Raw genomic sequence first — 19882 nt, forward strand, 5'->3', positions numbered from 1 at the left:
TTATGAATAACGCGCAGACACATCTGAAAATGGGCTACGTCTGGACTATCTGTCTGGTCGCCGCCTGCGGTGGTTTACTCTTTGGCTATGACTGGGTGGTGATTGGCGGCGCAAAGCCGTTTTATGAAGCCTGGTTTTCCATTACCGACCCGGCGCAGTCCGGCTGGGCAATGAGCTCGGCGCTGGTGGGCTGCGTTTTCGGCGCATTAATCTCGGGATGGTGCGCCGATAAACTGGGGCGTAAGCTGCCCTTAATACTGTCCGCCGTGCTGTTCAGCGCCTCGGCGTGGGGGACGGCGGTTGCCAGCAGTTTCGACATGTTTGTGGTTTACCGCATTGTGGGCGGCGTGGGGATTGGTCTGGCATCCGCGCTCAGCCCGCTTTACATCGCGGAAGTCAGCCCGGCAGAAAAAAGAGGGCGCTTTGTTGCGATAAACCAGCTCACTATCGTGATTGGCGTGCTGGCCGCTCAGCTTATCAACCTGATGATTGCGGAACCCGTAGCGACGGGGGCGACGCAGCAGATGATTGTGGAGACCTGGAACGGGCAGATGGGCTGGCGCTGGATGTTCGGCGCGGAACTGGTGCCTGCGCTGGCGTTTTTGGTGCTGATGTTTTTTGTTCCTGAGTCGCCGCGCTGGCTCATGAAGGCCGGTAAGCCGGATCGCGCCCGGGCCGCGCTGGAGCGCATTGGCTCCGCCGACTATGCCGACAGGATATTACGCGACATCGCGCACACGCTGGAAAAAGATAACCATAAAATATCCTACGGCGCGCTGCTGGCTCCGCAGGTTAAACCGATCGTTATCATTGGTATGGTCCTCGCCGTCTTCCAGCAGTGGTGCGGAATTAACGTCATCTTTAACTACGCGCAGGAGATTTTTGCCTCGGCGGGATTCGATATTAACAGCACGCTGAAATCGATCGTCGCAACGGGGATCGTCAACCTGGTGTTTACCCTCGCCGCGCTGCCGCTGGTGGATAAAATCGGCCGCCGTAAATTAATGCTGCTCGGTGCCTCAGGGTTGACGCTGATCTATGTTCTGATTGCCGCCGCCTATGGCATGGGCATCATGGGCTGGCCCGTTCTGCTGCTGGTGCTGGCGGCGATTGCTATTTACGCCTTGACCCTGGCGCCGGTTACCTGGGTACTGCTGGCGGAAATCTTCCCCAACCGCGTTCGCGGACTCGCGATGTCCTTAGGCACCCTGGCGCTGTGGATTGCCTGTTTCTTGTTAACCTACACTTTCCCGCTGCTTAATGCCGGACTGGGCGCGGCGGGCAGTTTCCTGCTGTATGGCGTCATTTGCGCTGCCGGCTACCTCTATATTCTGCGCAACGTGCCGGAAACGAAGGGGGTCACTCTCGAAGCCCTGGAAGAGCAGCTGGCGCAACGTCATGCGGGCGCTCAGGCGATGAAGCAGGAGCAGACGCGCTAATGGCGGAAGAGTGGATTCTGGAAAACGCGCATCTGCGGATGCGCGTCGCTTCTCTGGGCGGCAAAGTGCAAAGTTTATACTCGCGGCATTATCAGGCGCCGGTGCTGTATGAAAACCCCGCCGGCGGCATGTTTCCGATGCTGCCGCTGGCCAATCGCGTCGCCGGGAACCGCTTTATTTTTCAGGGACGTGAGATAGTTCTGCCTCGCCACCACGCCGACGCGCATTTTTTTCTCCACGGCGACGGTTGGCTGCAGCGCTGGGATATGATTGCGCGCGGCGGCGACTATTGCGTGTTACAGCTGCGTCGGCAGCATGCCTGCGGTTTCGATTACCTGGCGCAGATCCGCTACCAGCTGCTGCGTAACCAGCTGGTGGCTGCTCTGACGCTTACCCACTGCGGTAGCACGCCCATCCCCTATGGCTGCGGTTTTCATCCGTTTTTTCCTTTTGATAAGCGCGGTACGGTGCAGTTTGCAGCCGCCGGCTACTGGCCGGAAGGGGAGCAGCATCTTCCTCTCGGCTGGCAAGGCCAGTTGCCCGGCTACGCCGATTTCAGCCACGCGCAGTACGGTGAGGATCGCTGGCTGAACGTGGGCTATTCCGGCTGGAGCGGGCGGGCGAGGGTGATTAGTGATGTGATGGATATCACAATTCTTTCGCAAACTCCGTGGTTGATGCTTTTCAGAATGCAGGGCGAGCCGTTCCTTTGCCTCGAGCCGCAAAGTCATCCGGTAAACGCCCATAACATGGACGGACAGCCGGGGCTGCGGGTTTTAGGCGCCGGAGATACGCTGAGTTTTTCGCTGAAAATAGACGTACAGGGGCGCGAATAGCGCCATATCTGGGGCGAGGGTATCTTGCGCCCGCCCCGCTTTATCGCCAGACTGTCGCCTCCATTCGGGAGGGAATCATGGTCTTACACTCCACGCGCTGGCTGGCGCTAAGTTACTTCACCTATTTTTTTAGCTACGGCATCTTCCTGCCTTTCTGGAGCGTCTGGCTTTCCGGACTTGGCCTGACGCCGGAAACCATCGGCATGCTGCTCGGCGCCGGGCTGGTGTCGCGCTTTCTTGGCAGCCTGCTGATTGCGCCGCGGGTCAGCGACCCGTCCCGTCTTATCTCTTCTCTGCGCATTCTGGCGCTGCTGACGCTGCTCTTTGCGCTCGCATTTTGGATCGGCCACCAGGTTGCCTGGCTAATGGTGATTATCGTCGGCTTTAACCTCTTTTTCTCGCCGCTGGTGCCGCTGACCGACGCGCTGGCGAATACCTGGCAAAAGCAGATCACCATGGACTACGGGCGCGTGCGCCTGTGGGGGTCGATAGCTTTCGTCATTGGCTCGGCGCTGACCGGGAAGCTGGTCAGCCTGTATGACTACCGGATGATACTGGTGATGCTCAGCGTCGGTATTGCCTCCATGCTGCTCGGCATGCTGCTGAAGCCGTCGGTGCAGCCGCAGGGCGAATCCCGCCAGCAGGAAGCGGCCGGCCTGGCGGCCTGGCTTACGCTGGTGCGGCAAAGCTGGCGCTTCCTCGCCTGCGTCTGTTTGCTGCAGGGCGCGCACGCCGCCTACTACGGATTTAGCGCTATCTACTGGCAGGAAGCGGGGTATTCCGCCTCCGCCGTGGGCTACCTGTGGTCGCTTGGCGTCGTGGCGGAAGTGGTGATTTTCGCGCTGAGCAAAAAAGTCTTCCGCCGCTTTAGCGCCCGCGATCTGCTGCTGCTGTCCGCGGTGTGCGGGCTAATTCGCTGGACGTTGATGGGCTGGACGACGGCGCTACCCTGGCTTATCGTCGCGCAGATCCTCCACTGCGGCACCTTTACGGTGTGCCATCTGGCGGCGATGCGCTACATTGCGGCGCGTCAGGGCAGCGAAGTGATCCGCCTGCAGGCGGTCTACTCCGCCGTCGCGATGGGCGGCAGCATTGCGGTGATGACGGTCTTTGCCGGTTTCCTCTACCAGCATCTGCACCAGGGCGTTTTCTGGGTGATGGCGCTGGTGGCCTTACCGGCGCTGGTGGTGCGGCCAAAAGCGGTGGCTTAGGCCTCCAGCATTTTGCAAATCTGCTGCTGCTGATGATCGCTGAACGTCTCTTCGGCGTGAAACAGCGGCGGCGAAAACAGCGGCAGCGCCGTGGCATAGGGAGTGACGATCAGCGTCACTTCCTTCGGCGCGCCCTCTTTCTGAAAGGTGCTCACGCTCAAATACTTTATATTGAGCGGCAGCAGGGTTAACTCGCGCAGCTGCTGCTCCAGCGACTGCTCAAGGTCCGGGTTATCATCGGTCAGCAGAACCACCTGTTTCTCCTGCAGATCGCTTTTTTGCATCAGCCAGGCGCCGAAGATCACCGCGATTAAACTGACTTCCTCCTGGCTAAAGCGTACCTGCCAGCTGGCTTCGAACTCCGCCAGCGCAGCCTGCGTTGTGCGCATCAAACGGGGATAAAGACGGCCAATCTCCTCCGGCAGCGCGTTATCGATACCGATAGCGAAAACGCTGCGGTGTAGCGCCTGCGAAAGGTGAATATAGAGCTGATCGCTCAGCCCCTGTTCATCGCTAAACGGACGGCCCGCCAGGTTCTGAAAGCGGTGAATCAGCCCGGAAATGGCCAGATGCAGACGGCGATCGTGCTGATGACCATCGCGGATAGGATCGGGGGTTTTCAACAGCATAAACAGCAGGGCCAGAAACAGCTGTTCTCCGGCATGGGGCGTTGCCGCAACCCGCCGCTGCCAGTGGCGGACAATCTCCTCGGCGAGGGAAAACTCGGCGGCGGCTTGCGCCCAGCGCTGCTGCTCGTGGGTGAAAGTGGGGCTCTGTCCAAGGTGGTGCTGCAGCAAACAATACTGTAAATAAAGACGCAGAAAATGCACGTCGCGGCAGTCAAACTGCCGGTTCAGGGCGCGCGAGCAGCGGTTGACCAATGCCTGAAGATTGGTGTCGTCATACAGCGTGCGTGCGATACCCTGCTGTTTAAGCTGCGTTTTCAATGCCGGGGTAAAATGGTGGCTGACAAAATGCGGGCACAGGCGCAGCCCGCGGCGCAGGCCGTGCAGCAGGCATAAGCGTTGATCGAGCGCGGCGCCTTCCATCCGATAGCTGCCGTCCGCTTGTGAAGCAAGGGTCAAGCGGTGATAACGCTGAATCTCGCGTCCCGTCTCCGCAATGTCCTGCCGGGCGGTATCCTCATCAACCTGGGTGAGGTTACCCAGCCATTCGGGCGTCACGGACTGCCCGGGCAGATAAAACATCAGGAGCACCTGGCTACGGCGCTGTGGACTGGAAAGCACAGATGGTGGTTCAATCACTGTCATCATCCGGTTAGTTCCAGTTAGGGTTTTCGTTAAGAGTAGTTAATGTATTGAGGGTGAACAGGGCATTTCCGGGTCTTTACATCAGGATTGCTGGCGGGGTTCACAGAATTTTTCACGCGAGGAACAGATGAAGAGAGTGAAACAATGCGTCAGCGTAGCGTTTTTCATGTTTTTATCGCTATCTGCGGCGGCGCATCCGCACAGTTTCATCAGTTTGCAAACGGAGGCCGTGGCGGAAAATGGGCTGCTCACCGGCTTTAAAATGCGCTGGACGATGGATGAAATCACCTCCGCCGATCTGCTCTATGATGCGGGCAACGCTAAACCCGGTAGCGAAATCTGGAAAAAGCTGGCGGCGGAAGTGATGGCGAACGTGCTGGGCCAGCACTATTTCAGCGAGCTATGGCACAACGGCCAGCGGGTGAAGTTTGATAATCGGCCCGCTGGTTATGGCCTTGAACGCAGCGGTCATCAGGCGGTGCTCACCTTTACCCTGCCGCTGGCGAAGCCGCAGCCTCTGGCCGGGCAAACCTTCACCTTTTCCACCTACGACCCGACCTATTATGTTGATATGTATTACGACAAAGACGCAGACTTCACACTACCGACGGCGATGAAGACAAGCTGCACGGCAAAAGTGATGACGCCGAAGCCTAACGAAAAAATGTTGTCCTACGCGCAGTCGCTGGATAAGGCGGATGCGCCGCCGGAGGATATGGAACTGGGGAATTACTTCGCGCAAAAGGTGACGCTGCAATGTCAGTGATTTTTGCTCAAACCGGCCGTTCGCCGCGCTGGCGTCAGCTGTGGCCGCTGGCGCTGTTTCTGCTGCTGGCAGCCGGAGCTGGCTTCTGGCTATGGCGGGCCTGGCCGCAGGTGCTGCTGCAAAGCGCGGTCTGGCAGCGCGCGCTGAATGTCGAACTGAGTCGGCTTCTGCAGGCGGTTGCGGAGAATCCTGCCGCCGCCGGGCTGTCGCTGCTGGGATTTAGCTTCGCCTACGGCATCCTGCATGCGCTGGGGCCGGGGCACGGCAAGGTGGTCATAACCACCTGGCTGGCAACCCATCCGTCGAAGCTGAAATCGAGCATCGGCCTGACGCTGGCCGCTTCGCTGCTGCAGGGGCTGGTGGCTATCGTCTTAGTGGTGGTGGTACTGACGCTGCTGCGGCTGCCGGCAAGACAGCTGCATCTGAGCAGCTTCTGGCTGGAAAAGGGAAGCTATCTGCTGGTCGGCGCGCTGGGCCTTTTGCTGTGCTGGCGGGCGCTGAAAAAGCTGCGGATGCTGCTGCGCCGACCGACATTCACCGCCTTCACCGCGCATCACGTTCATCACGCCAGCTGCGGTTGCGGGCACCAGCATCTGCCGGCGCCGGAACAGCTGCAAAGCGGCGAAGACTGGCGGGCGCGGTTGGCTATCGTGCTGTCAATGGGGATGCGGCCCTGCTCCGGAGCCATTATGGTGCTGTTGTTCAGCAAGGTTATCGGCGTATTTGGCTGGGGCATGGCGGCCGCGATGGCGATGGCGGCGGGAACCTCGCTGACGATTAGCGCGCTGGCGCTGCTGGTTCATGGTTTCCGCCAGCTGGCGGTCAGGCTGAGCGCGAATCGGGCACCGGCGCTGTGGAAGCAGATCGGTTGGGCAACGCTGGCGCTGGCCGGCGGCGTGATTTTACTGGCGGCGGCCATCGTGATGTGGAGTAGCGCGATGCCATCGGGCGGCGGCCTGCGGCCGTTTTAATGCGATAAAAAAAGGAAGCCGCGGCTTCCTTTTGGTTTTTCATGCGGTGAGAAATTAACGCTTCAGCGCTTCACTCAGATGCTCGCGCATATTGGCCAGCATCGCTTTAACGACGCGCGGGTTACCTGCAACGATGTTGCCGGTCAGCAGGTAGTTATGGCCGCCGGTAAAGTCGCAGACGATAGCGCCTGCTTCACGGGCGATCAGCTCGCCTGCCGCGAAATCCCACGGTTTCAGCGCGATTTCAAAGTAGCCGTCAACCCGGCCAGCGGCAACGTAGGCCAGATCCAGGGCAGCGGAACCGGTGCGGCGGAAATCCGCGCATTCGGTGAACATGTTGCCGAGGATGTTCATGTAAGAGGTCGCGTGCTGTTTTGCTTTGAACGGGAAGCCGGTGGCGATGATCGTGCCATCCAGGTCGCGAGCGCTGCTGCCGCGCAGGCGGTAGCCGTTCAGCTGCGCGCCCTGACCGCGGGTCGCGGTGAACAGTTCGTTACGCATCGGATCGTAAACCACGGCCACTTCAGTACGGCCTTTAATGCGTACGGCGATGGAGACGGAGAAGTGCGGCAGACGTTTGACGAAGTTGGTGGTGCCATCCAGTGGATCGATAACCCATTGAACATCCTGATCTTCACCAGCGTGCTCACCGCTTTCTTCGGTGATGATGGTGTGCTGCGGGTAAGATTTGCGAATGGTTTCGATAATCATCGCCTCGGCGGCTTTATCGACGTTAGTCACAAAATCATTGCTGCCTTTCTGGCTGGTTTCTACGGAGTCAGGGGTTTCGTAGTGCTTGGCAATTAAATTACCCGCCTTGCGCGCTGCGCGCACGGCGATGTTCAGCATCGGATGCATCGGTATCTCTCACTGGATGTTAAAGAACGGGAAAAAACGGCGCATATAGTAACAGTGAAATCTCCTTATGTCTTCGTTTTATGATAGCATGCACGAATAATCTTTAGCCGAAGAACCCTAATGCTGCAAAATATTCGAATCGTACTGGTAGAAACCTCACACACCGGCAATATGGGCTCCGTCGCCCGCGCAATGAAAACCATGGGGTTAACCAACCTGTGGCTGGTCAATCCTCTGGTCAAACCCGATTCTCAGGCCATCGCTCTGGCGGCGGGGGCCAGCGACGTCATTGGCAATGCCCACATCGTTGATACCCTTGATGAAGCGCTGGCGGGCTGTAGCCTCGTCGTGGGGACCAGCGCGCGCTCCCGTACGCTGCCGTGGCCGATGCTCGACCCGCGTGAATGCGGCCTGAAAAGCGTTGCTGAAGCGCAGCATGCGCCGATCGCGCTGGTATTTGGCCGCGAACGCGTCGGCCTGACTAACGAAGAGCTGCAGAAGTGTCACTACCATGTGGCAATCGCTGCCAACCCGGAATACAGCTCGCTGAACCTGGCGATGGCGGTGCAGGTTATCTCCTATGAAGTGCGTATGGCCTGGCTGGCGGCGCAGGAACAAAATGAACCTGTCGTCGAGCATGAAGAAACCCCGTATCCGCTGGTGGATGATTTAGAGCGTTTCTACGATCATCTGGAACAGACGCTGCTGGCAACCGGGTTTATCCGCGCCAGCCACCCGGGCCAGGTGATGAACAAGCTGCGCCGTTTGTTTACCCGCGCCCGCCCGGAAAGCCAGGAGCTGAACATCCTGCGCGGCATGCTGGCGTCAATTGAGCAGCAGCAGAAAAATAAAGAGTCATAGTGCACGCCGTTGCCCGGCGGCGCGGTACTGCGGGTTCCCTCTCTCCTTATGGGAGAGGGCCGGGGCGAGGGCACCAGGCAGCGCTGAAGTGAAACGGCACGGAAAGCCAAATACCTGACTAAAACAGTCAAGTAAATAGTTGACCAATTTACTCGGGAATGTCAGACTTGCCCTTGCTATGCAATACCCATATTAATAAAAAGCCCGGGCAGGGGCGAGTTTGAGGTTAAGTAAGACATGAGACTGACATCTAAAGGGCGTTATGCCGTGACCGCGATGCTTGACGTTGCGCTCAACTCTGAATCGGGTCCGGTTCCGTTGGCTGATATTTCAGAGCGTCAGGGAATTTCGCTTTCCTATCTGGAACAGCTGTTCTCTCGCCTGCGCAAAAATGGCCTGGTTTCCAGCGTACGTGGTCCAGGCGGCGGTTATCTGTTAGGTAAAGAAGCGGGTAGCATCGCGGTTGGCGAAGTTATCAGCGCAGTGGACGAATCCGTTGACGCCACCCGTTGTCAGGGTAAAGGCGGCTGCCAGGGCGGCGATAAGTGTCTGACTCACGCGCTGTGGCGCGATCTGAGCGAGCGACTGACCGGTTTTCTGAATAACATCACGCTGGGCGAACTGGTGAATAACCAGGAAATCCTTGATGTCTCCGGCCGTCAGCACAACCATGAATCCCAGCGTAGCACCCGCGCTCAGGACGCCATCGACGTCAAACTGCGCGCGTAGTTCTCGTTCAGTTTCATCTTGCAGCTATCGGCTGCAAGCTGAAACGAGCTGAGTAAAAAAGATAAAAAAGATTTTCGAATCAGGCCAGGATGTTCCGACATCCTGTGTACTCGGTCGTACATCCAGCCGGTTGCCTGATTCCTTGCATTGAAGCGATGTACGGAGTTTATAGAGCAATGAAATTACCGATCTATCTCGATTACTCCGCAACCACGCCGGTGGACCCGCGTGTTGCCGAGAAAATGATGCAGTTCCTGACCCTGGACGGGACCTTTGGTAACCCGGCCTCGCGTTCACACCGTTTTGGCTGGCAGGCTGAAGAGGCGGTAGATATCGCCCGTAATCAGATTGCCGAGCTGGTCGGCGCTGACCCGCGCGAAATCGTTTTTACTTCCGGCGCGACGGAATCCGACAACCTGGCGATTAAAGGTGCAGCCAACTTTTATCAGAAAAAAGGCAAGCACATCATCACCAGCAAAACCGAACATAAAGCCGTGCTGGACACCTGCCGTCAGCTGGAGCGCGAAGGGTTTGAAGTGACCTACCTCGCCCCGCAGCGTAACGGCATTATCGATTTAAAAGAGCTGGAAGCCGCGATGCGTGATGACACCATCCTTGTTTCCATTATGCACGTGAATAACGAAATCGGCGTGGTGCAGGATATCGCTACCATCGGCGAGATGTGCCGCGCCCGCGGTATCATTTACCACGTTGACGCGACCCAGAGCGTGGGCAAACTGCCTATCGACCTGAGCCAGCTGAAAGTTGATCTGATGTCCTTCTCCGGCCACAAAATCTATGGCCCGAAAGGCATCGGCGCGCTGTACGTGCGTCGTAAACCGCGTATTCGTATCGAAGCGCAGATGCACGGCGGCGGTCACGAGCGCGGTATGCGCTCCGGGACGCTGCCTGTCCACCAGATCGTCGGTATGGGTGAAGCTTACCGTATCGCGAAAGAAGAGATGGAAAGCGAAATGGCCCGCCTGCGCGGCCTGCGTAACCGTCTGTGGGACGGCGTAAAAGATATGGAAGAGGTCTACCTGAACGGCGATCTCGAGCAGGGCGCGCCGAACATTCTCAACGTCAGCTTTAACTACGTTGAAGGCGAGTCGCTGATTATGGCGCTGAAAGACCTGGCGGTCTCTTCCGGTTCCGCCTGTACTTCCGCAAGCCTCGAGCCGTCCTACGTGCTGCGCGCGCTGGGGATGACCGACGAGCTGGCGCATAGCTCTATTCGTTTCTCTTTAGGTCGTTTTACTACCGAAGAAGAGATTGACTACACCATCAATCTGGTTCGCAACTCCATTGGTCGTCTGCGCGAACTTTCTCCGCTGTGGGAAATGTTCAAGCAGGGCGTGGATCTGAACAGCATTGAATGGTCACATCACTAATTCGGCACCAATAAGGAGAATTCATCATGGCTTACAGCGAAAAAGTTATCGATCATTACGAGAATCCGCGCAACGTCGGCTCCTTCGACAATAGCGACGAAAACGTCGGCAGCGGCATGGTTGGCGCGCCGGCGTGCGGCGACGTGATGAAGTTGCAGATTAAAGTCAACAATGAAGGTATCATTGAAGACGCGCGTTTCAAGACCTACGGCTGCGGTTCCGCTATTGCTTCCAGCTCCCTGGTGACCGAGTGGGTGAAAGGGAAATCGCTGGACGAAGCTCAGGCGATCAAAAACACCGATATCGCAGACGAGCTTGAGCTGCCGCCGGTGAAAATTCACTGCTCTATTCTGGCGGAAGACGCGATTAAAGCCGCGATTGCGGATTACAAAAGCAAACGTGAAGCAAAATAATTAAGAGTTGAGGTTTGTTATGTCGATTACTTTAAGCGACAGTGCAGCAGCGCGAGTCAACACCTTTCTGGCCAACCGCGGTAAAGGGTTTGGTCTGCGTCTGGGAGTCAGAACTTCCGGCTGCTCGGGTATGGCTTATGTACTGGAGTTTGTTGACGAGCCGGCGGCAGAAGACACCGTGTTTGAAGACAAAGGCGTGAAGGTCGTGATCGACGGCAAGAGTTTGCAGTTCCTCGACGGCACGCAGCTGGACTTCGTCAAAGAAGGTCTTAACGAAGGGTTTAAGTTCACCAACCCGAACGTGAAAGACGAGTGCGGCTGCGGCGAAAGCTTTAACGTATAATCGCAATGTAATCTAAACCCCACTGCGGACGTCCGTAAGTGGGGTTTGCTTTATCTCGTTAACCCTGAGGTTGCTATGGACTATTTTACCCTCTTCGGGTTACCGGCCAGCTATACCCTTTCGTTAGAACCCCTGGCTGCCCGGTACCAGGAGCTACAGCGCCAGTATCATCCCGATAAGTTCGCCAGCGGCAGCGCGGCCGAACAGCTCGCCGCGGTGCAGCAGTCCGCCACCATTAATCAGGCGTGGCAAACCCTTCGCCATCCGCTGACCCGCGCCGAATATCTCCTTTCACTTCACGGTTTCGATCTCGCCAGCGAGCAGCATACCGTGCGCGATACCGCGTTCCTGATGGAACAGCTGGAACTGCGCGAAGAGCTCGATGAGATAGGCAAGGCGAAAGATGAAGCGCGGCTGGAAAGCTTTATCAAGCGGGTCAAAGCGCAATTTGATACCCGGCATCAGCTGATGGTTGAACAACTGAATAACGAGACGTGGGAGGCGGCGGCGGATACCGTGCGCAAGCTGCGTTTTCTCGATAAACTGCGAAGCAGTGCGGAACAACTCGAAGAAAAACTGCTCGATTTTTAATTTTCGGAAGCAATTATGGCCTTATTACAAATTAGTGAGCCCGGACTGAGCGCCGCGCCGCACCAGCGACGTCTGGCGGCGGGTATCGACCTGGGCACCACCAATTCACTGGTGGCTACCGTGCGTAGCGGCCAGGCCGAAACTCTGCCCGACCATCAGGGGCGCTATTTGCTGCCGTCGGTGGTGAACTATCAGGCTTCGGGTTTGACGGTGGGCTATGACGCGCGACAAAACGCCGCTCTGGATCCGGTCAACACCATCAGCTCCGTCAAACGCATGATGGGCCGCTCTCTGGCCGATATCGAGGCCCGCTACCCACATCTGCCTTATCAGCTGCAGGCCAGCGAAAACGGCCTGCCGATGATTCAGACTACGGGGGGTTTGCTCAATCCGATCCGCGTATCTGCCGACATTCTAAAAGCGCTGGCCGAACGCGCCACCGAGGCGCTGGCGGGCGAGCTCGACGGCGTGGTGATTACCGTGCCGGCCTACTTCGATGATGCTCAGCGTCAGGGAACCAAAGACGCGGCGCGTCTGGCGGGCCTGCACGTGCTGCGTCTGCTGAACGAGCCGACCGCGGCGGCGATAGCCTACGGCCTGGACTCCGGCCAGGAAGGGGTCATCGCGGTTTACGATCTCGGCGGCGGTACTTTTGATATCTCCGTGCTGCGCTTGAGCCGCGGCGTGTTTGAAGTCCTGGCCACCGGCGGCGATTCCGCGCTCGGCGGCGACGATTTCGATCATCTGCTGGCTGATTATCTGCGCGAGCAGGCTGGCCTGAGCGATCGCAGCGATAACCGCCTGCAGCGCGAGCTGCTCGACGCGGCGATCGCGGCGAAAATCGCCCTCAGCGATGCCGAGACGGCGCGGGTGAACGTCGGCGGCTGGCAGGGGGAGGTGACCCGTAGCCAGTTTAATGCGCTGATCGCGCCGCTGGTCAAACGCACCTTGCTGGCCTGCCGTCGCGCGTTGAAAGACGCCGGCGTTGAGGCGCAAGAGGTGCTGGAAGTGGTGATGGTGGGCGGCTCGACCCGCGTGCCGCTGGTGCGCGAACGCGTCGGCGAATTCTTTGGCCGTACGCCGCTGACCTCTATCGACCCGGATAAAGTTGTCGCCATCGGCGCGGCGATTCAGGCGGATATCCTGGTGGGCAATAAGCCGGACAGCGAGCTGCTGCTGCTTGATGTCATTCCGCTCTCTCTGGGGCTGGAAACCATGGGTGGCCTGGTGGAAAAGGTTATCCCGCGTAACACCACCATTCCGGTGGCGCGCGCGCAGGAGTTCACTACCTTCAAAGATGGTCAGACGGCGATGTCTATCCACGTTATGCAGGGCGAGCGCGAGCTGGTGCAGGACTGCCGCTCCCTGGCGCGCTTTGCGCTGCGCGGCATTCCGGCATTACCGGCGGGCGGGGCGCATATTCGCGTGACCTTCCAGGTGGATGCCGATGGCCTGCTGAGCGTGACGGCGATGGAGAAATCGACCGGCGTTGAGGCCTCTATCCAGGTGAAACCGTCCTACGGTCTGACCGATGGCGAGATCGCCAGCATGATTAAAGATTCGATGAGCTACGCCGAACAGGATGTCCAGGCGCGTATGCTGGCCGAGCAAAAAGTTGAAGCCGCGCGCGTACTGGAAAGTCTGGTCAGCGCGCTGGCCGCCGACGCCGCGCTGTTAAGCGCCGCAGAGCGTCAGGCTATCGATGACGCCGCGGAGCAAGTGCGCGCCGCAGCGGCAGGCGATGATGCCGATGCAATCAAAGAAGCGATTAAAAATATCGACACACAAACCCAGGAATTTGCCGCACGTCGTATGGATCAATCGGTCCGTATCGCGCTGAAAGGCCAATCCGTGGACGAGGTTTAAAATGCCAAAAATTGTTTTTCTGCCCCACCAGGACCTGTGTCCGGATGGCGTAGTTGTGGAAGCTGAGACCGGTGAGACCATTCTTGATGCAGCGCTGCGTAGCGGTATTGAGATTGAACACGCCTGCGAAAAATCCTGTGCCTGCACCACCTGCCACTGCATCGTGCGTGAAGGCTTTGACTCGCTGGCGGAAAGTACCGAAGATGAAGACGACATGCTGGATAAGGCCTGGGGGCTTGAGCCCGACAGCCGTCTGAGCTGCCAGGCGCGGGTGACTGACGAAGATTTGGTCATCGAAATTCCGCGTTACACCATCAACCACGCACGCGAGCATTAATATGGGACTGAAATGGACCGATAGTCGTGAAATCGGCGAAGCGCTGTACGACGCTTTCCCGGATCTCGACCCGAAAACCGTTCGCTTCACCGATCTGCATCAGTGGATTTGCGATCTGGAAGAGTTTGATGACGATCCGAACGCATCCAATGAAAAAATTCTTGAGGCGATTCTGCTAGTCTGGTTAGACGAAGCAGAATAATTTTCGCGTCATGATTTATCCGGTGGTTTAAGCCGGATGAATTAACGAGCGAGAGAACTTTACGGGCTGCCATACGGCGGCCCGTTTGCTAAGAAGGATAATGATAATGACCGAAGCTATGAAAATTACGCTTACCGCTCAGCCAGCCGATGCGCGCTGGGGAGAAAAAGCATCTTACAGCATTAATAACGACGGCATCGCCCTGCATCTGAACGGCAAAGACGACCTCGGTTTGATTCAGCGCGCGGCGCGAAAAATTGACGGCATGGGCATCAAACATGTCGCGCTTGACGGCGAGGGCTGGGATACCGATCGCGCATGGGCGTTCTGGGCCGGTTATAAAGGCCCGAAAGGCAGCCGCAAAGTGGAGTGGCCGGCCCTCGACGATGCGCAGAAAAGCGAACTGGATAACCGCCTGACCATTATTGACTGGGTCCGCGACACCATCAACGCCCCGGCGGAAGAGCTGGGGCCGGAACAGCTGGCGCAGCGTGCGGTAGACCTGCTATGCAGCGTGGCCTGCGATAACGTCTCTTATCGCATCACCAAGGGCGAAGATCTGCGCGAACAGAACTACCTGGGCCTCCACACCGTAGGCCGCGGCTCCGAGCGTCCGCCGGTCCTGCTGGCGCTGGACTATAACCCAACCGGCGACAAAGAAGCCCCGGTGTACGCCTGCCTGGTCGGTAAAGGCATCACTTTTGACTCCGGCGGATACAGCATCAAGCAGAGCGCGTTTATGGACTCGATGAAGTCCGATATGGGCGGCGCGGCGACGGTGGCCGGCGCGCTGGCGTTCGCCATCACGCGCGGCCTGAACAAGCGCGTGAAGCTGTATCTGTGCTGCGCCGATAACCTGATTAGCGGTAACGCCTTCAAACTGGGCGATATTATTCACTATCGCAACGGCAAAACCGTGGAAATCATGAACACCGATGCGGAAGGTCGCCTGGTGCTGGCGGACGGCCTGATCGATGCTTCGGCGCAAAAGCCGGCGCTGATCATCGATGCCGCCACGCTGACCGGCGCGGCGAAAACCGCGCTGGGCAATGATTATCACGCGCTGTTCAGCTTTGATGATGCGCTGGCGAATCGCCTGCTGGCGAGCGCGCAGGCTGAAAACGAAGCTTTCTGGCGCCTGCCGCTGGCTGAGTTCCACCGCGGCCAGCTGCCGTCCAACTTTGCTGAACTGAACAATACCGGCAGCGCGGCCTATCCGGCCGGCGCCAGCACCGCGGCGGGCTTTCTGTCCCACTTCGTGGAGAATTATCATGAAGGCTGGCTGCATATCGACTGCTCGGCGACCTACCGCAAATCTGCGGTTGAGCAGTGGTCGGCGGGCGCGACCGGCCTCGGCGTGCGCACTATTGCTAATTTGCTGACCGCGGAATAACCCTTTCCCCTGACCCTCCCCCTGATGTTTCAGGGGGAGGTCACGTTCGGCTTTCTCCCGCTTCCTTCGTGGAGAGAGCCGGGGTGAGGGGATTTTCGTTGTGGAACTACTATGTCCGAAACTAAAAATGAGCTAGAAACCCTGCTGGAGAAGGCGGCTACCGAGCCAGGCCATCGTCCGGCGTTTTTCCGTACGCTGCTGGAAGCTACGGTGTGGGTACCCGGAGCCGCCGCTCAGGGCGAGCAGGTCGTTGAAGACAGCGTGCTGGATCTGCAGCACTGGGAAAAAGATGATGGCACATCGGTCATTCCTTTTTTCACCTCGCTGGAAGCGCTGCAGCAGGCCGTTGAGGACGAACAGTCTTTTGTGGTGATGCCGGTGCGCACGCTGTTCGCCATGACCCTCGGCGAAACGCTCTATCTCAATGCCAAACTCGCCACCGGCAAAGAGTTTGCGCCGCGTGAGATTAGCCATCTGCTGGGGGAAGAGGGCAGCCCGCTCAGCACCCAGACCGTGCTTGAAGGCGGAGAGTCGCTGCTGCTGTCTGAGGTTGCCGAGCCGCCCGCGCAGATGGTGGACTCGCTGACCGCGCTGTTTAAGACCCTGAAAACGGTGAAGCGCGCGTTTTTATGCTCTATCAAAGACAGCGCCGATGCGCCAGCCAACCTGCTGATTGGCATTGAAGCGGAAGGCGATATTGAGGAGGTTATTCAGGCGACCGGCAGCGTGGCGACCGATACGCTTCCCGGCGACGAGCCGATTGATATCTGTCAGGTGGTGGAGGGGGAGAAGGGGATTAGCCACTTTATGATCGCCCACATCACGCCGTTTTATGAAAAGCGCTGGGGCAGTTTCCTGCGCGACTTTAAGCACAATCGGATTATTTAACTCAACGGGGGCTCAGGCCCCCGTTATTCTCTTTACTGCCTACTGCGCCGGTTCAATCGGCAAATCCGTCCGCGCCCCCCATTCGCTCCATGAGCCGTCGTACAGGCTAACGCCGTTAACGCCGAGGGTGGTGAGCGCCAGCACGACGACCGCCGCCGTTACGCCGGAGCCGCAGCTGGCAATAATCGGCCGTTCAAAATCGACGCCCTGACGCGCGAAGATCTCGTTGAGTTCATCGGTGGTTTTCAGTTCGCCGTTAATCACCAGTTCCGTCCACGGTACGTTTAGCGCGCCGGGAATATGCCCGCTGCGCAGTCCCGGTCGCGGCTCTGCCACCTGGCCATTAAAGCGTCCTGCCGGGCGCGCATCGACGATCTGCGCCGATCCTTCGTGGCTGACCAGCAGCACATCCGTCAGGCGCTTGATCGCCAGCGGATCGACGCGGCCGTCAAAATCACCTTCCGGCAGTTCGGGGAGGCCCTGCTCCAGCGGTAGCCCATCGCGGCGCCAGCCCTCCAGCCCACCGGCGACAATCGACACCTTTTCAACGCCGAACGTGCGCAGCATCCACCAGGCGCGCGGCGCGGAGAAGAGATTGCCTTCATCGTATACCACCAGATGCTTATCGCTGCTGACGCCAAGTTCGCGCATGGCGACGGCAAACGCCTCCGCGCGCGGCATCATGTGCGGCAGCGGGCTGGTGTGGTCAGAGAGGGCTTCGATATCGAAAAAGACGGCGCCGGGAATATGGCCTGCCTGATACTCAGCGTTAAGATCGCGCTCTTCCTGTCCCGGGGGGGCCATCCGCGCGTCGATAATCTGGATTTCCGGGTCATCAATATGCTCTGCCAGCCAGTCGGCAGCGACAAAAAACGAGGTAGACATGAGTGCCTCCGTGTCATCAACAATAGAGTGATTGTTGTTGTTTTTTGCGATATCGACAAGGCATTTTCAAGGAGAGGCGGCGGGAATGTGATATTCCCCCGAGCGGCGTCGGGGGAGGGTTGGCTTAAAACGCGTTTTGCTGCAGGTAGCGCCAGGCGTACTGCGCGTACAGTTCAGCGCCGCTTTTCATCACCTGCTCGTCGATATTAAAGCAGCCGTGATGGTGCGCGTAGTCGCTGCCTTTCTCTTTATTGCCCGAGCCGAGCAGCGCAAAGGCGCCGGGGATATTTTGCATATAAAAACTAAAATCTTCTCCGCCGGTGGTCGGTTTTTCATTGAAAAGGACGCCATCGCCGAACGCGTCGCGGATAACTGACTGCGCCAGCAGCGCGCTGCGCTCTTCGTTGATCACCGGTAGCGTACCGTAGCAGTAGTCAACCTGAGCGGTCGCCCCATATACCGCGGCGGTATGCTCGGCATAGCGGGTAATGGCCGTTTCCAGGCGCTGGCGCGCTTCCAGGCTGAAGCAGCGCACGGTACCGTCAAGAACGGCGTTTTCGGCAATGACGTTAAAGCGCGTGCCGACATCCATTTTGCCGATGGTGACTACCGCGGACTCCAGCGGGGAGGTTTCTCGCGCCACAATAGCCTGCAGATTCATCACGAAAGCGGAAGCGACCACCGCCGCATCGACGCAGGCCTCCGGCATCGAACCGTGGCCGCCGCGGCCGCGGAAGGTCACTTTCAGCAAATCGGCTGAGGCAAAGGAGGAACCGACGTTGCAGGAGATTTTGCCGGACGGCGTGCCGGACCAGATATGCATCCCGAAAACGTTATCCACGTTATCGATAGCCCCCTGCTGAATCATCGCCTTCGCCCCCTCGGCAATCTCTTCCGCAGGCTGAAAGATCAGCCGGACGTTGCCCGCCAGCTGCTCGCGGACGTCATATAACGCACGGGCGGCAGTCAGCAGCATGGCGGTATGGGCGTCATGGCCGCAGGCGTGCATTTTCCCGGGAGTTTGTGATTTATAGTCGAGCGGGTCGTTCAGCTCCACCACCGGTAACGCATCCATATCGGCGCGCAGAGCCACGGTTTTACCCGGCTGGCCGCCGGCGATGTCGGCGATGATTCCGGTGGGATGCGTCCGGCGGTAAGGGATACCGATGGCCTCCAGTCCGGCGGCGACGCGATCCGTGGTGCGCTTCTCCTCCCAGGGAAGTTCCGGATGGGCGTGCAGGTCGCGACGAAAAGCGATCATCGCCTGTTCTTCTCTGGCGATAATCGCGGTGATGTCAGGATTAATCATCAATGGCTCCATCATTTGCTAAAAATTCAACGCGCTCAGCCGATAGCGGGGGTCAGATAGCCGACCAGAATTCCGGCTAACACCACCGACACCATGGTGACGGAGACGAATCCGCCGACCAGCATCGGGCCCAGCATATGGTGGGTCAGCATCTGGCGCTCTTTTTCATCGTGGGTGAGGGCGTTAATGGCCTCGTTGGTAATAATATAGTCGGCGGGGAAACCGTACAGCGCGGTCAATGAGATGGCGAAAGCCATCGGGCCGCTGACGCCAAGCAGTTTTCCGACCAGCCAGGAGACAACAAACATCCCGATCGCCGCCGTGGCGATTAACACCACCATCGGGAAAAGCAGGCGCAGCAGCATCTCCGGCGTGGCTTTGTTTAAGGTATCAAAGATAAATAGCATCAATGCCATAATGGCGAAGCCAAAGCCGTTCGCCTTATGCAGCATATGTTTTTCAAGAAAGCCTAACGAGGTAAACACCACGCCAAAAAACAGGCACAGCACGAAGGGGCTGATATTCACGATCGGCTTCGCGAGGTCGGCGACAAGCCAGGCCAGACAGCCGACCAGCGCCAGCCGCAGGAATTTAAAGTAGTTGCTGTTGTAGCTAACGGGGATTTTACTGAACAGGCGCGGCATTTTCTCCTCACCAACGGTGAGCATCGCGTGCTCATCGGCGATGTTATCGGGTCGGTGCTCGCCGCTGCGGTAGCGGGCAAGCAGCGTTTTACCTTCGCGCTGCAGCATGATGGCGGTGAGCGGATATCCGGCAAACCCCTGCATCACGTAAATCAAAATGGCAAAAACCGACAGGTCGACCAGGCCGGCGCTGCTCGCGCCCTGCGACATAATCAGCGATGAGACGATACCGCCGACCAGCGGAGGAATGGTGACCAGCGCGGTGTTGCGGTCGAACAGCGCCAGGCTCACCGCAAAGACCGCCGCCGCGATCCCGGCAATGCCGGCGAGGGAGATGACCACGGTCTTCCACTGCTGCGCCAGCTCTTTTAGCGACAGCAGGGTGCCCATATTGGTGATTAACAGATACATCAGCATTATGGCAACCGGCGTGCCGATTCCGGCCCGGCTGATAATATCTGCCGGGAAAAATGTCCAGTACCCGATTAAAAACAGGACCGCACAGACAAATACGGAGGGAATCCAGGCTTTTGTGCGGGTTGAAACAACGTCGCCGATATAAAGAATTAAAATAATAATCGACAGTGCGACCATCTGAGACATAAATAACTTCCATATTATTAATCCCATATATATTTATATGAGATGGGTTGATGTTGTGTTATCTGGTAAACGCTG

At 58.1% G+C, this 19882-nt stretch carries 21 protein-coding genes; 16 read left to right on the forward strand and 5 right to left on the reverse strand.

What is annotated here, in order from left to right; translation table 11 throughout:
- Positions 1-2: 2 nt before the first annotated feature.
- The 3 genes from JLG71_RS06930 (at position 3) to JLG71_RS06940 (ending at position 3486) form a co-directional block, all read left to right on the forward strand.
- Positions 3-1439, forward strand: a complete 1437-nt coding sequence (locus tag JLG71_RS06930; RefSeq protein ID WP_025106590.1) for a sugar porter family MFS transporter — start codon at positions 3-5, stop codon at positions 1437-1439.
- Complete coding sequence (locus JLG71_RS06935; protein WP_200914025.1) at positions 1439-2275, forward strand: aldose 1-epimerase; 837 nt, start codon at positions 1439-1441, stop codon at positions 2273-2275. The genes JLG71_RS06930 and JLG71_RS06935 overlap by 1 nt, the downstream gene beginning before the upstream one ends.
- A gap of 77 nt (positions 2276-2352) precedes the next feature.
- Positions 2353-3486: a 3-phenylpropionate MFS transporter gene (locus tag JLG71_RS06940; protein WP_004853228.1), complete on the forward strand. Its 1134-nt coding sequence runs from the start codon at positions 2353-2355 to the stop codon at positions 3484-3486.
- Here JLG71_RS06940 and csiE read toward each other — a convergent pair.
- Positions 3483-4760 (reverse strand): stationary phase inducible protein CsiE, encoded by a 1278-nt coding sequence (gene csiE, locus JLG71_RS06945; protein ID WP_032750899.1) that lies wholly within the window; start codon positions 4758-4760, stop codon positions 3483-3485. The genes JLG71_RS06940 and csiE overlap by 4 nt on opposite strands.
- 124 nt (positions 4761-4884) lie before the next feature.
- On the opposite strand from csiE, the gene JLG71_RS06950 reads away from it, so the two are divergent.
- Both JLG71_RS06950 and JLG71_RS06955 read left to right on the forward strand, forming a co-directional pair.
- A complete protein-coding gene (locus tag JLG71_RS06950) occupies positions 4885-5523 on the forward strand; it encodes a DUF1007 family protein (RefSeq protein ID WP_025106593.1) in 639 nt (212 codons plus the stop codon).
- Complete coding sequence (locus JLG71_RS06955; protein WP_200914026.1) at positions 5514-6494, forward strand: nickel/cobalt transporter; 981 nt, start codon at positions 5514-5516, stop codon at positions 6492-6494. Before JLG71_RS06950 ends, JLG71_RS06955 begins: the two co-directional genes overlap by 10 nt.
- Before the next feature lie 54 nt (positions 6495-6548).
- Here JLG71_RS06955 and suhB read toward each other — a convergent pair whose 3' ends face one another.
- Entirely contained in the window at positions 6549-7352 is an 804-nt protein-coding gene (gene suhB, locus JLG71_RS06960; protein ID WP_004853221.1) for an inositol-1-monophosphatase, read from the reverse strand.
- 120 nt (positions 7353-7472) lie between these two features.
- Here suhB and trmJ point away from each other — a divergent pair, with 120 nt between their 5' ends.
- From trmJ to sseB, 11 genes are all read left to right on the forward strand, one after another.
- Entirely contained in the window at positions 7473-8213 is a 741-nt protein-coding gene (trmJ, locus tag JLG71_RS06965; protein WP_064404363.1) for a tRNA (cytosine(32)/uridine(32)-2'-O)-methyltransferase TrmJ, read from the forward strand.
- 237 nt (positions 8214-8450) lie between these two features.
- Positions 8451-8942: a Fe-S cluster assembly transcriptional regulator IscR gene (iscR, locus tag JLG71_RS06970; protein WP_004853217.1), complete on the forward strand. Its 492-nt coding sequence runs from the start codon at positions 8451-8453 to the stop codon at positions 8940-8942.
- A 176-nt stretch (positions 8943-9118) separates the two neighbouring features.
- On the forward strand, positions 9119-10333 hold the full coding sequence (gene iscS / locus JLG71_RS06975; RefSeq protein ID WP_004134936.1) for a cysteine desulfurase: 1215 nt from the start codon (positions 9119-9121) through the stop codon (positions 10331-10333).
- Positions 10334-10359: 26 nt separating this feature from the next.
- Positions 10360-10746: a Fe-S cluster assembly scaffold IscU gene (iscU, locus tag JLG71_RS06980; protein WP_002913991.1), complete on the forward strand. Its 387-nt coding sequence runs from the start codon at positions 10360-10362 to the stop codon at positions 10744-10746.
- A gap of 19 nt (positions 10747-10765) precedes the next feature.
- Positions 10766-11089 (forward strand): iron-sulfur cluster assembly protein IscA, encoded by a 324-nt coding sequence (gene iscA, locus JLG71_RS06985; protein WP_004104506.1) that lies wholly within the window; start codon positions 10766-10768, stop codon positions 11087-11089.
- 75 nt (positions 11090-11164) lie between these two features.
- Complete coding sequence (gene hscB, locus JLG71_RS06990) at positions 11165-11680, forward strand: co-chaperone HscB (protein ID WP_004104505.1); 516 nt, start codon at positions 11165-11167, stop codon at positions 11678-11680.
- Positions 11681-11695: 15 nt separating this feature from the next.
- Positions 11696-13546 (forward strand): Fe-S protein assembly chaperone HscA, encoded by a 1851-nt coding sequence (gene hscA / locus JLG71_RS06995; RefSeq protein ID WP_049069716.1) that lies wholly within the window; start codon positions 11696-11698, stop codon positions 13544-13546.
- Position 13547: 1 nt separating this feature from the next.
- A complete protein-coding gene (gene fdx / locus JLG71_RS07000; RefSeq protein WP_004104503.1) occupies positions 13548-13883 on the forward strand; it encodes an ISC system 2Fe-2S type ferredoxin in 336 nt (111 codons plus the stop codon).
- Position 13884: 1 nt separating this feature from the next.
- Positions 13885-14085: a Fe-S cluster assembly protein IscX gene (gene iscX, locus JLG71_RS07005; RefSeq protein WP_004104502.1), complete on the forward strand. Its 201-nt coding sequence runs from the start codon at positions 13885-13887 to the stop codon at positions 14083-14085.
- A 106-nt stretch (positions 14086-14191) separates the two neighbouring features.
- A complete protein-coding gene (pepB, locus tag JLG71_RS07010) occupies positions 14192-15478 on the forward strand; it encodes an aminopeptidase PepB (protein ID WP_122116704.1) in 1287 nt (428 codons plus the stop codon).
- 111 nt (positions 15479-15589) lie between these two features.
- Entirely contained in the window at positions 15590-16366 is a 777-nt protein-coding gene (gene sseB, locus JLG71_RS07015; RefSeq protein WP_025106598.1) for an enhanced serine sensitivity protein SseB, read from the forward strand.
- 39 nt (positions 16367-16405) lie between these two features.
- Here the strand turns inward: sseB and sseA are convergent, their stop codons facing one another.
- The 3 genes from sseA to JLG71_RS07030 all read right to left on the reverse strand — a co-directional run bounded on the left by sseA (position 16406) and on the right by JLG71_RS07030 (position 19807).
- Positions 16406-17251: a 3-mercaptopyruvate sulfurtransferase gene (gene sseA / locus JLG71_RS07020; RefSeq protein ID WP_014230369.1), complete on the reverse strand. Its 846-nt coding sequence runs from the start codon at positions 17249-17251 to the stop codon at positions 16406-16408.
- Between the two features lie 124 nt (positions 17252-17375).
- On the reverse strand, positions 17376-18560 hold the full coding sequence (locus JLG71_RS07025) for a M20 family metallopeptidase (RefSeq protein WP_025106599.1): 1185 nt from the start codon (positions 18558-18560) through the stop codon (positions 17376-17378).
- A gap of 35 nt (positions 18561-18595) precedes the next feature.
- Positions 18596-19807 (reverse strand): hypothetical protein, encoded by a 1212-nt coding sequence (locus tag JLG71_RS07030; RefSeq protein ID WP_048260593.1) that lies wholly within the window; start codon positions 19805-19807, stop codon positions 18596-18598.
- Positions 19808-19882 lie beyond the last annotated feature (75 nt).

This window comes from Klebsiella michiganensis (assembly GCF_015139575.1).
Classification (GTDB): Bacteria; Pseudomonadota; Gammaproteobacteria; order Enterobacterales; family Enterobacteriaceae; genus Klebsiella; species Klebsiella michiganensis.

Bases quoted from the DNA above. Each gene is read 5' to 3' on its own strand.
- JLG71_RS06930 (WP_025106590.1), top strand. From the start codon at position 3: ATGAATAACGCGCAGACACATCTGAAAATGGGCTACGTCTGGACTATC.
- JLG71_RS06935 (WP_200914025.1), top strand. From the start codon at position 1,439: ATGGCGGAAGAGTGGATTCTGGAAAACGCGCATCTGCGGATGCGCGTC.
- JLG71_RS06940 (WP_004853228.1), top strand. From the start codon at position 2,353: ATGGTCTTACACTCCACGCGCTGGCTGGCGCTAAGTTACTTCACCTAT.
- csiE (WP_032750899.1), bottom strand. From the start codon at position 4,760: ATGATGACAGTGATTGAACCACCATCTGTGCTTTCCAGTCCACAGCGC.
- JLG71_RS06950 (WP_025106593.1), top strand. From the start codon at position 4,885: ATGAAGAGAGTGAAACAATGCGTCAGCGTAGCGTTTTTCATGTTTTTA.
- JLG71_RS06955 (WP_200914026.1), top strand. From the start codon at position 5,514: ATGTCAGTGATTTTTGCTCAAACCGGCCGTTCGCCGCGCTGGCGTCAG.
- suhB (WP_004853221.1), bottom strand. From the start codon at position 7,352: ATGCATCCGATGCTGAACATCGCCGTGCGCGCAGCGCGCAAGGCGGGT.
- trmJ (WP_064404363.1), top strand. From the start codon at position 7,473: ATGCTGCAAAATATTCGAATCGTACTGGTAGAAACCTCACACACCGGC.
- iscR (WP_004853217.1), top strand. From the start codon at position 8,451: ATGAGACTGACATCTAAAGGGCGTTATGCCGTGACCGCGATGCTTGAC.
- iscS (WP_004134936.1), top strand. From the start codon at position 9,119: ATGAAATTACCGATCTATCTCGATTACTCCGCAACCACGCCGGTGGAC.
- iscU (WP_002913991.1), top strand. From the start codon at position 10,360: ATGGCTTACAGCGAAAAAGTTATCGATCATTACGAGAATCCGCGCAAC.
- iscA (WP_004104506.1), top strand. From the start codon at position 10,766: ATGTCGATTACTTTAAGCGACAGTGCAGCAGCGCGAGTCAACACCTTT.
- hscB (WP_004104505.1), top strand. From the start codon at position 11,165: ATGGACTATTTTACCCTCTTCGGGTTACCGGCCAGCTATACCCTTTCG.
- hscA (WP_049069716.1), top strand. From the start codon at position 11,696: ATGGCCTTATTACAAATTAGTGAGCCCGGACTGAGCGCCGCGCCGCAC.
- fdx (WP_004104503.1), top strand. From the start codon at position 13,548: ATGCCAAAAATTGTTTTTCTGCCCCACCAGGACCTGTGTCCGGATGGC.
- iscX (WP_004104502.1), top strand. From the start codon at position 13,885: ATGGGACTGAAATGGACCGATAGTCGTGAAATCGGCGAAGCGCTGTAC.
- pepB (WP_122116704.1), top strand. From the start codon at position 14,192: ATGACCGAAGCTATGAAAATTACGCTTACCGCTCAGCCAGCCGATGCG.
- sseB (WP_025106598.1), top strand. From the start codon at position 15,590: ATGTCCGAAACTAAAAATGAGCTAGAAACCCTGCTGGAGAAGGCGGCT.
- sseA (WP_014230369.1), bottom strand. From the start codon at position 17,251: ATGTCTACCTCGTTTTTTGTCGCTGCCGACTGGCTGGCAGAGCATATT.
- JLG71_RS07025 (WP_025106599.1), bottom strand. From the start codon at position 18,560: ATGATTAATCCTGACATCACCGCGATTATCGCCAGAGAAGAACAGGCG.
- JLG71_RS07030 (WP_048260593.1), bottom strand. From the start codon at position 19,807: ATGTCTCAGATGGTCGCACTGTCGATTATTATTTTAATTCTTTATATC.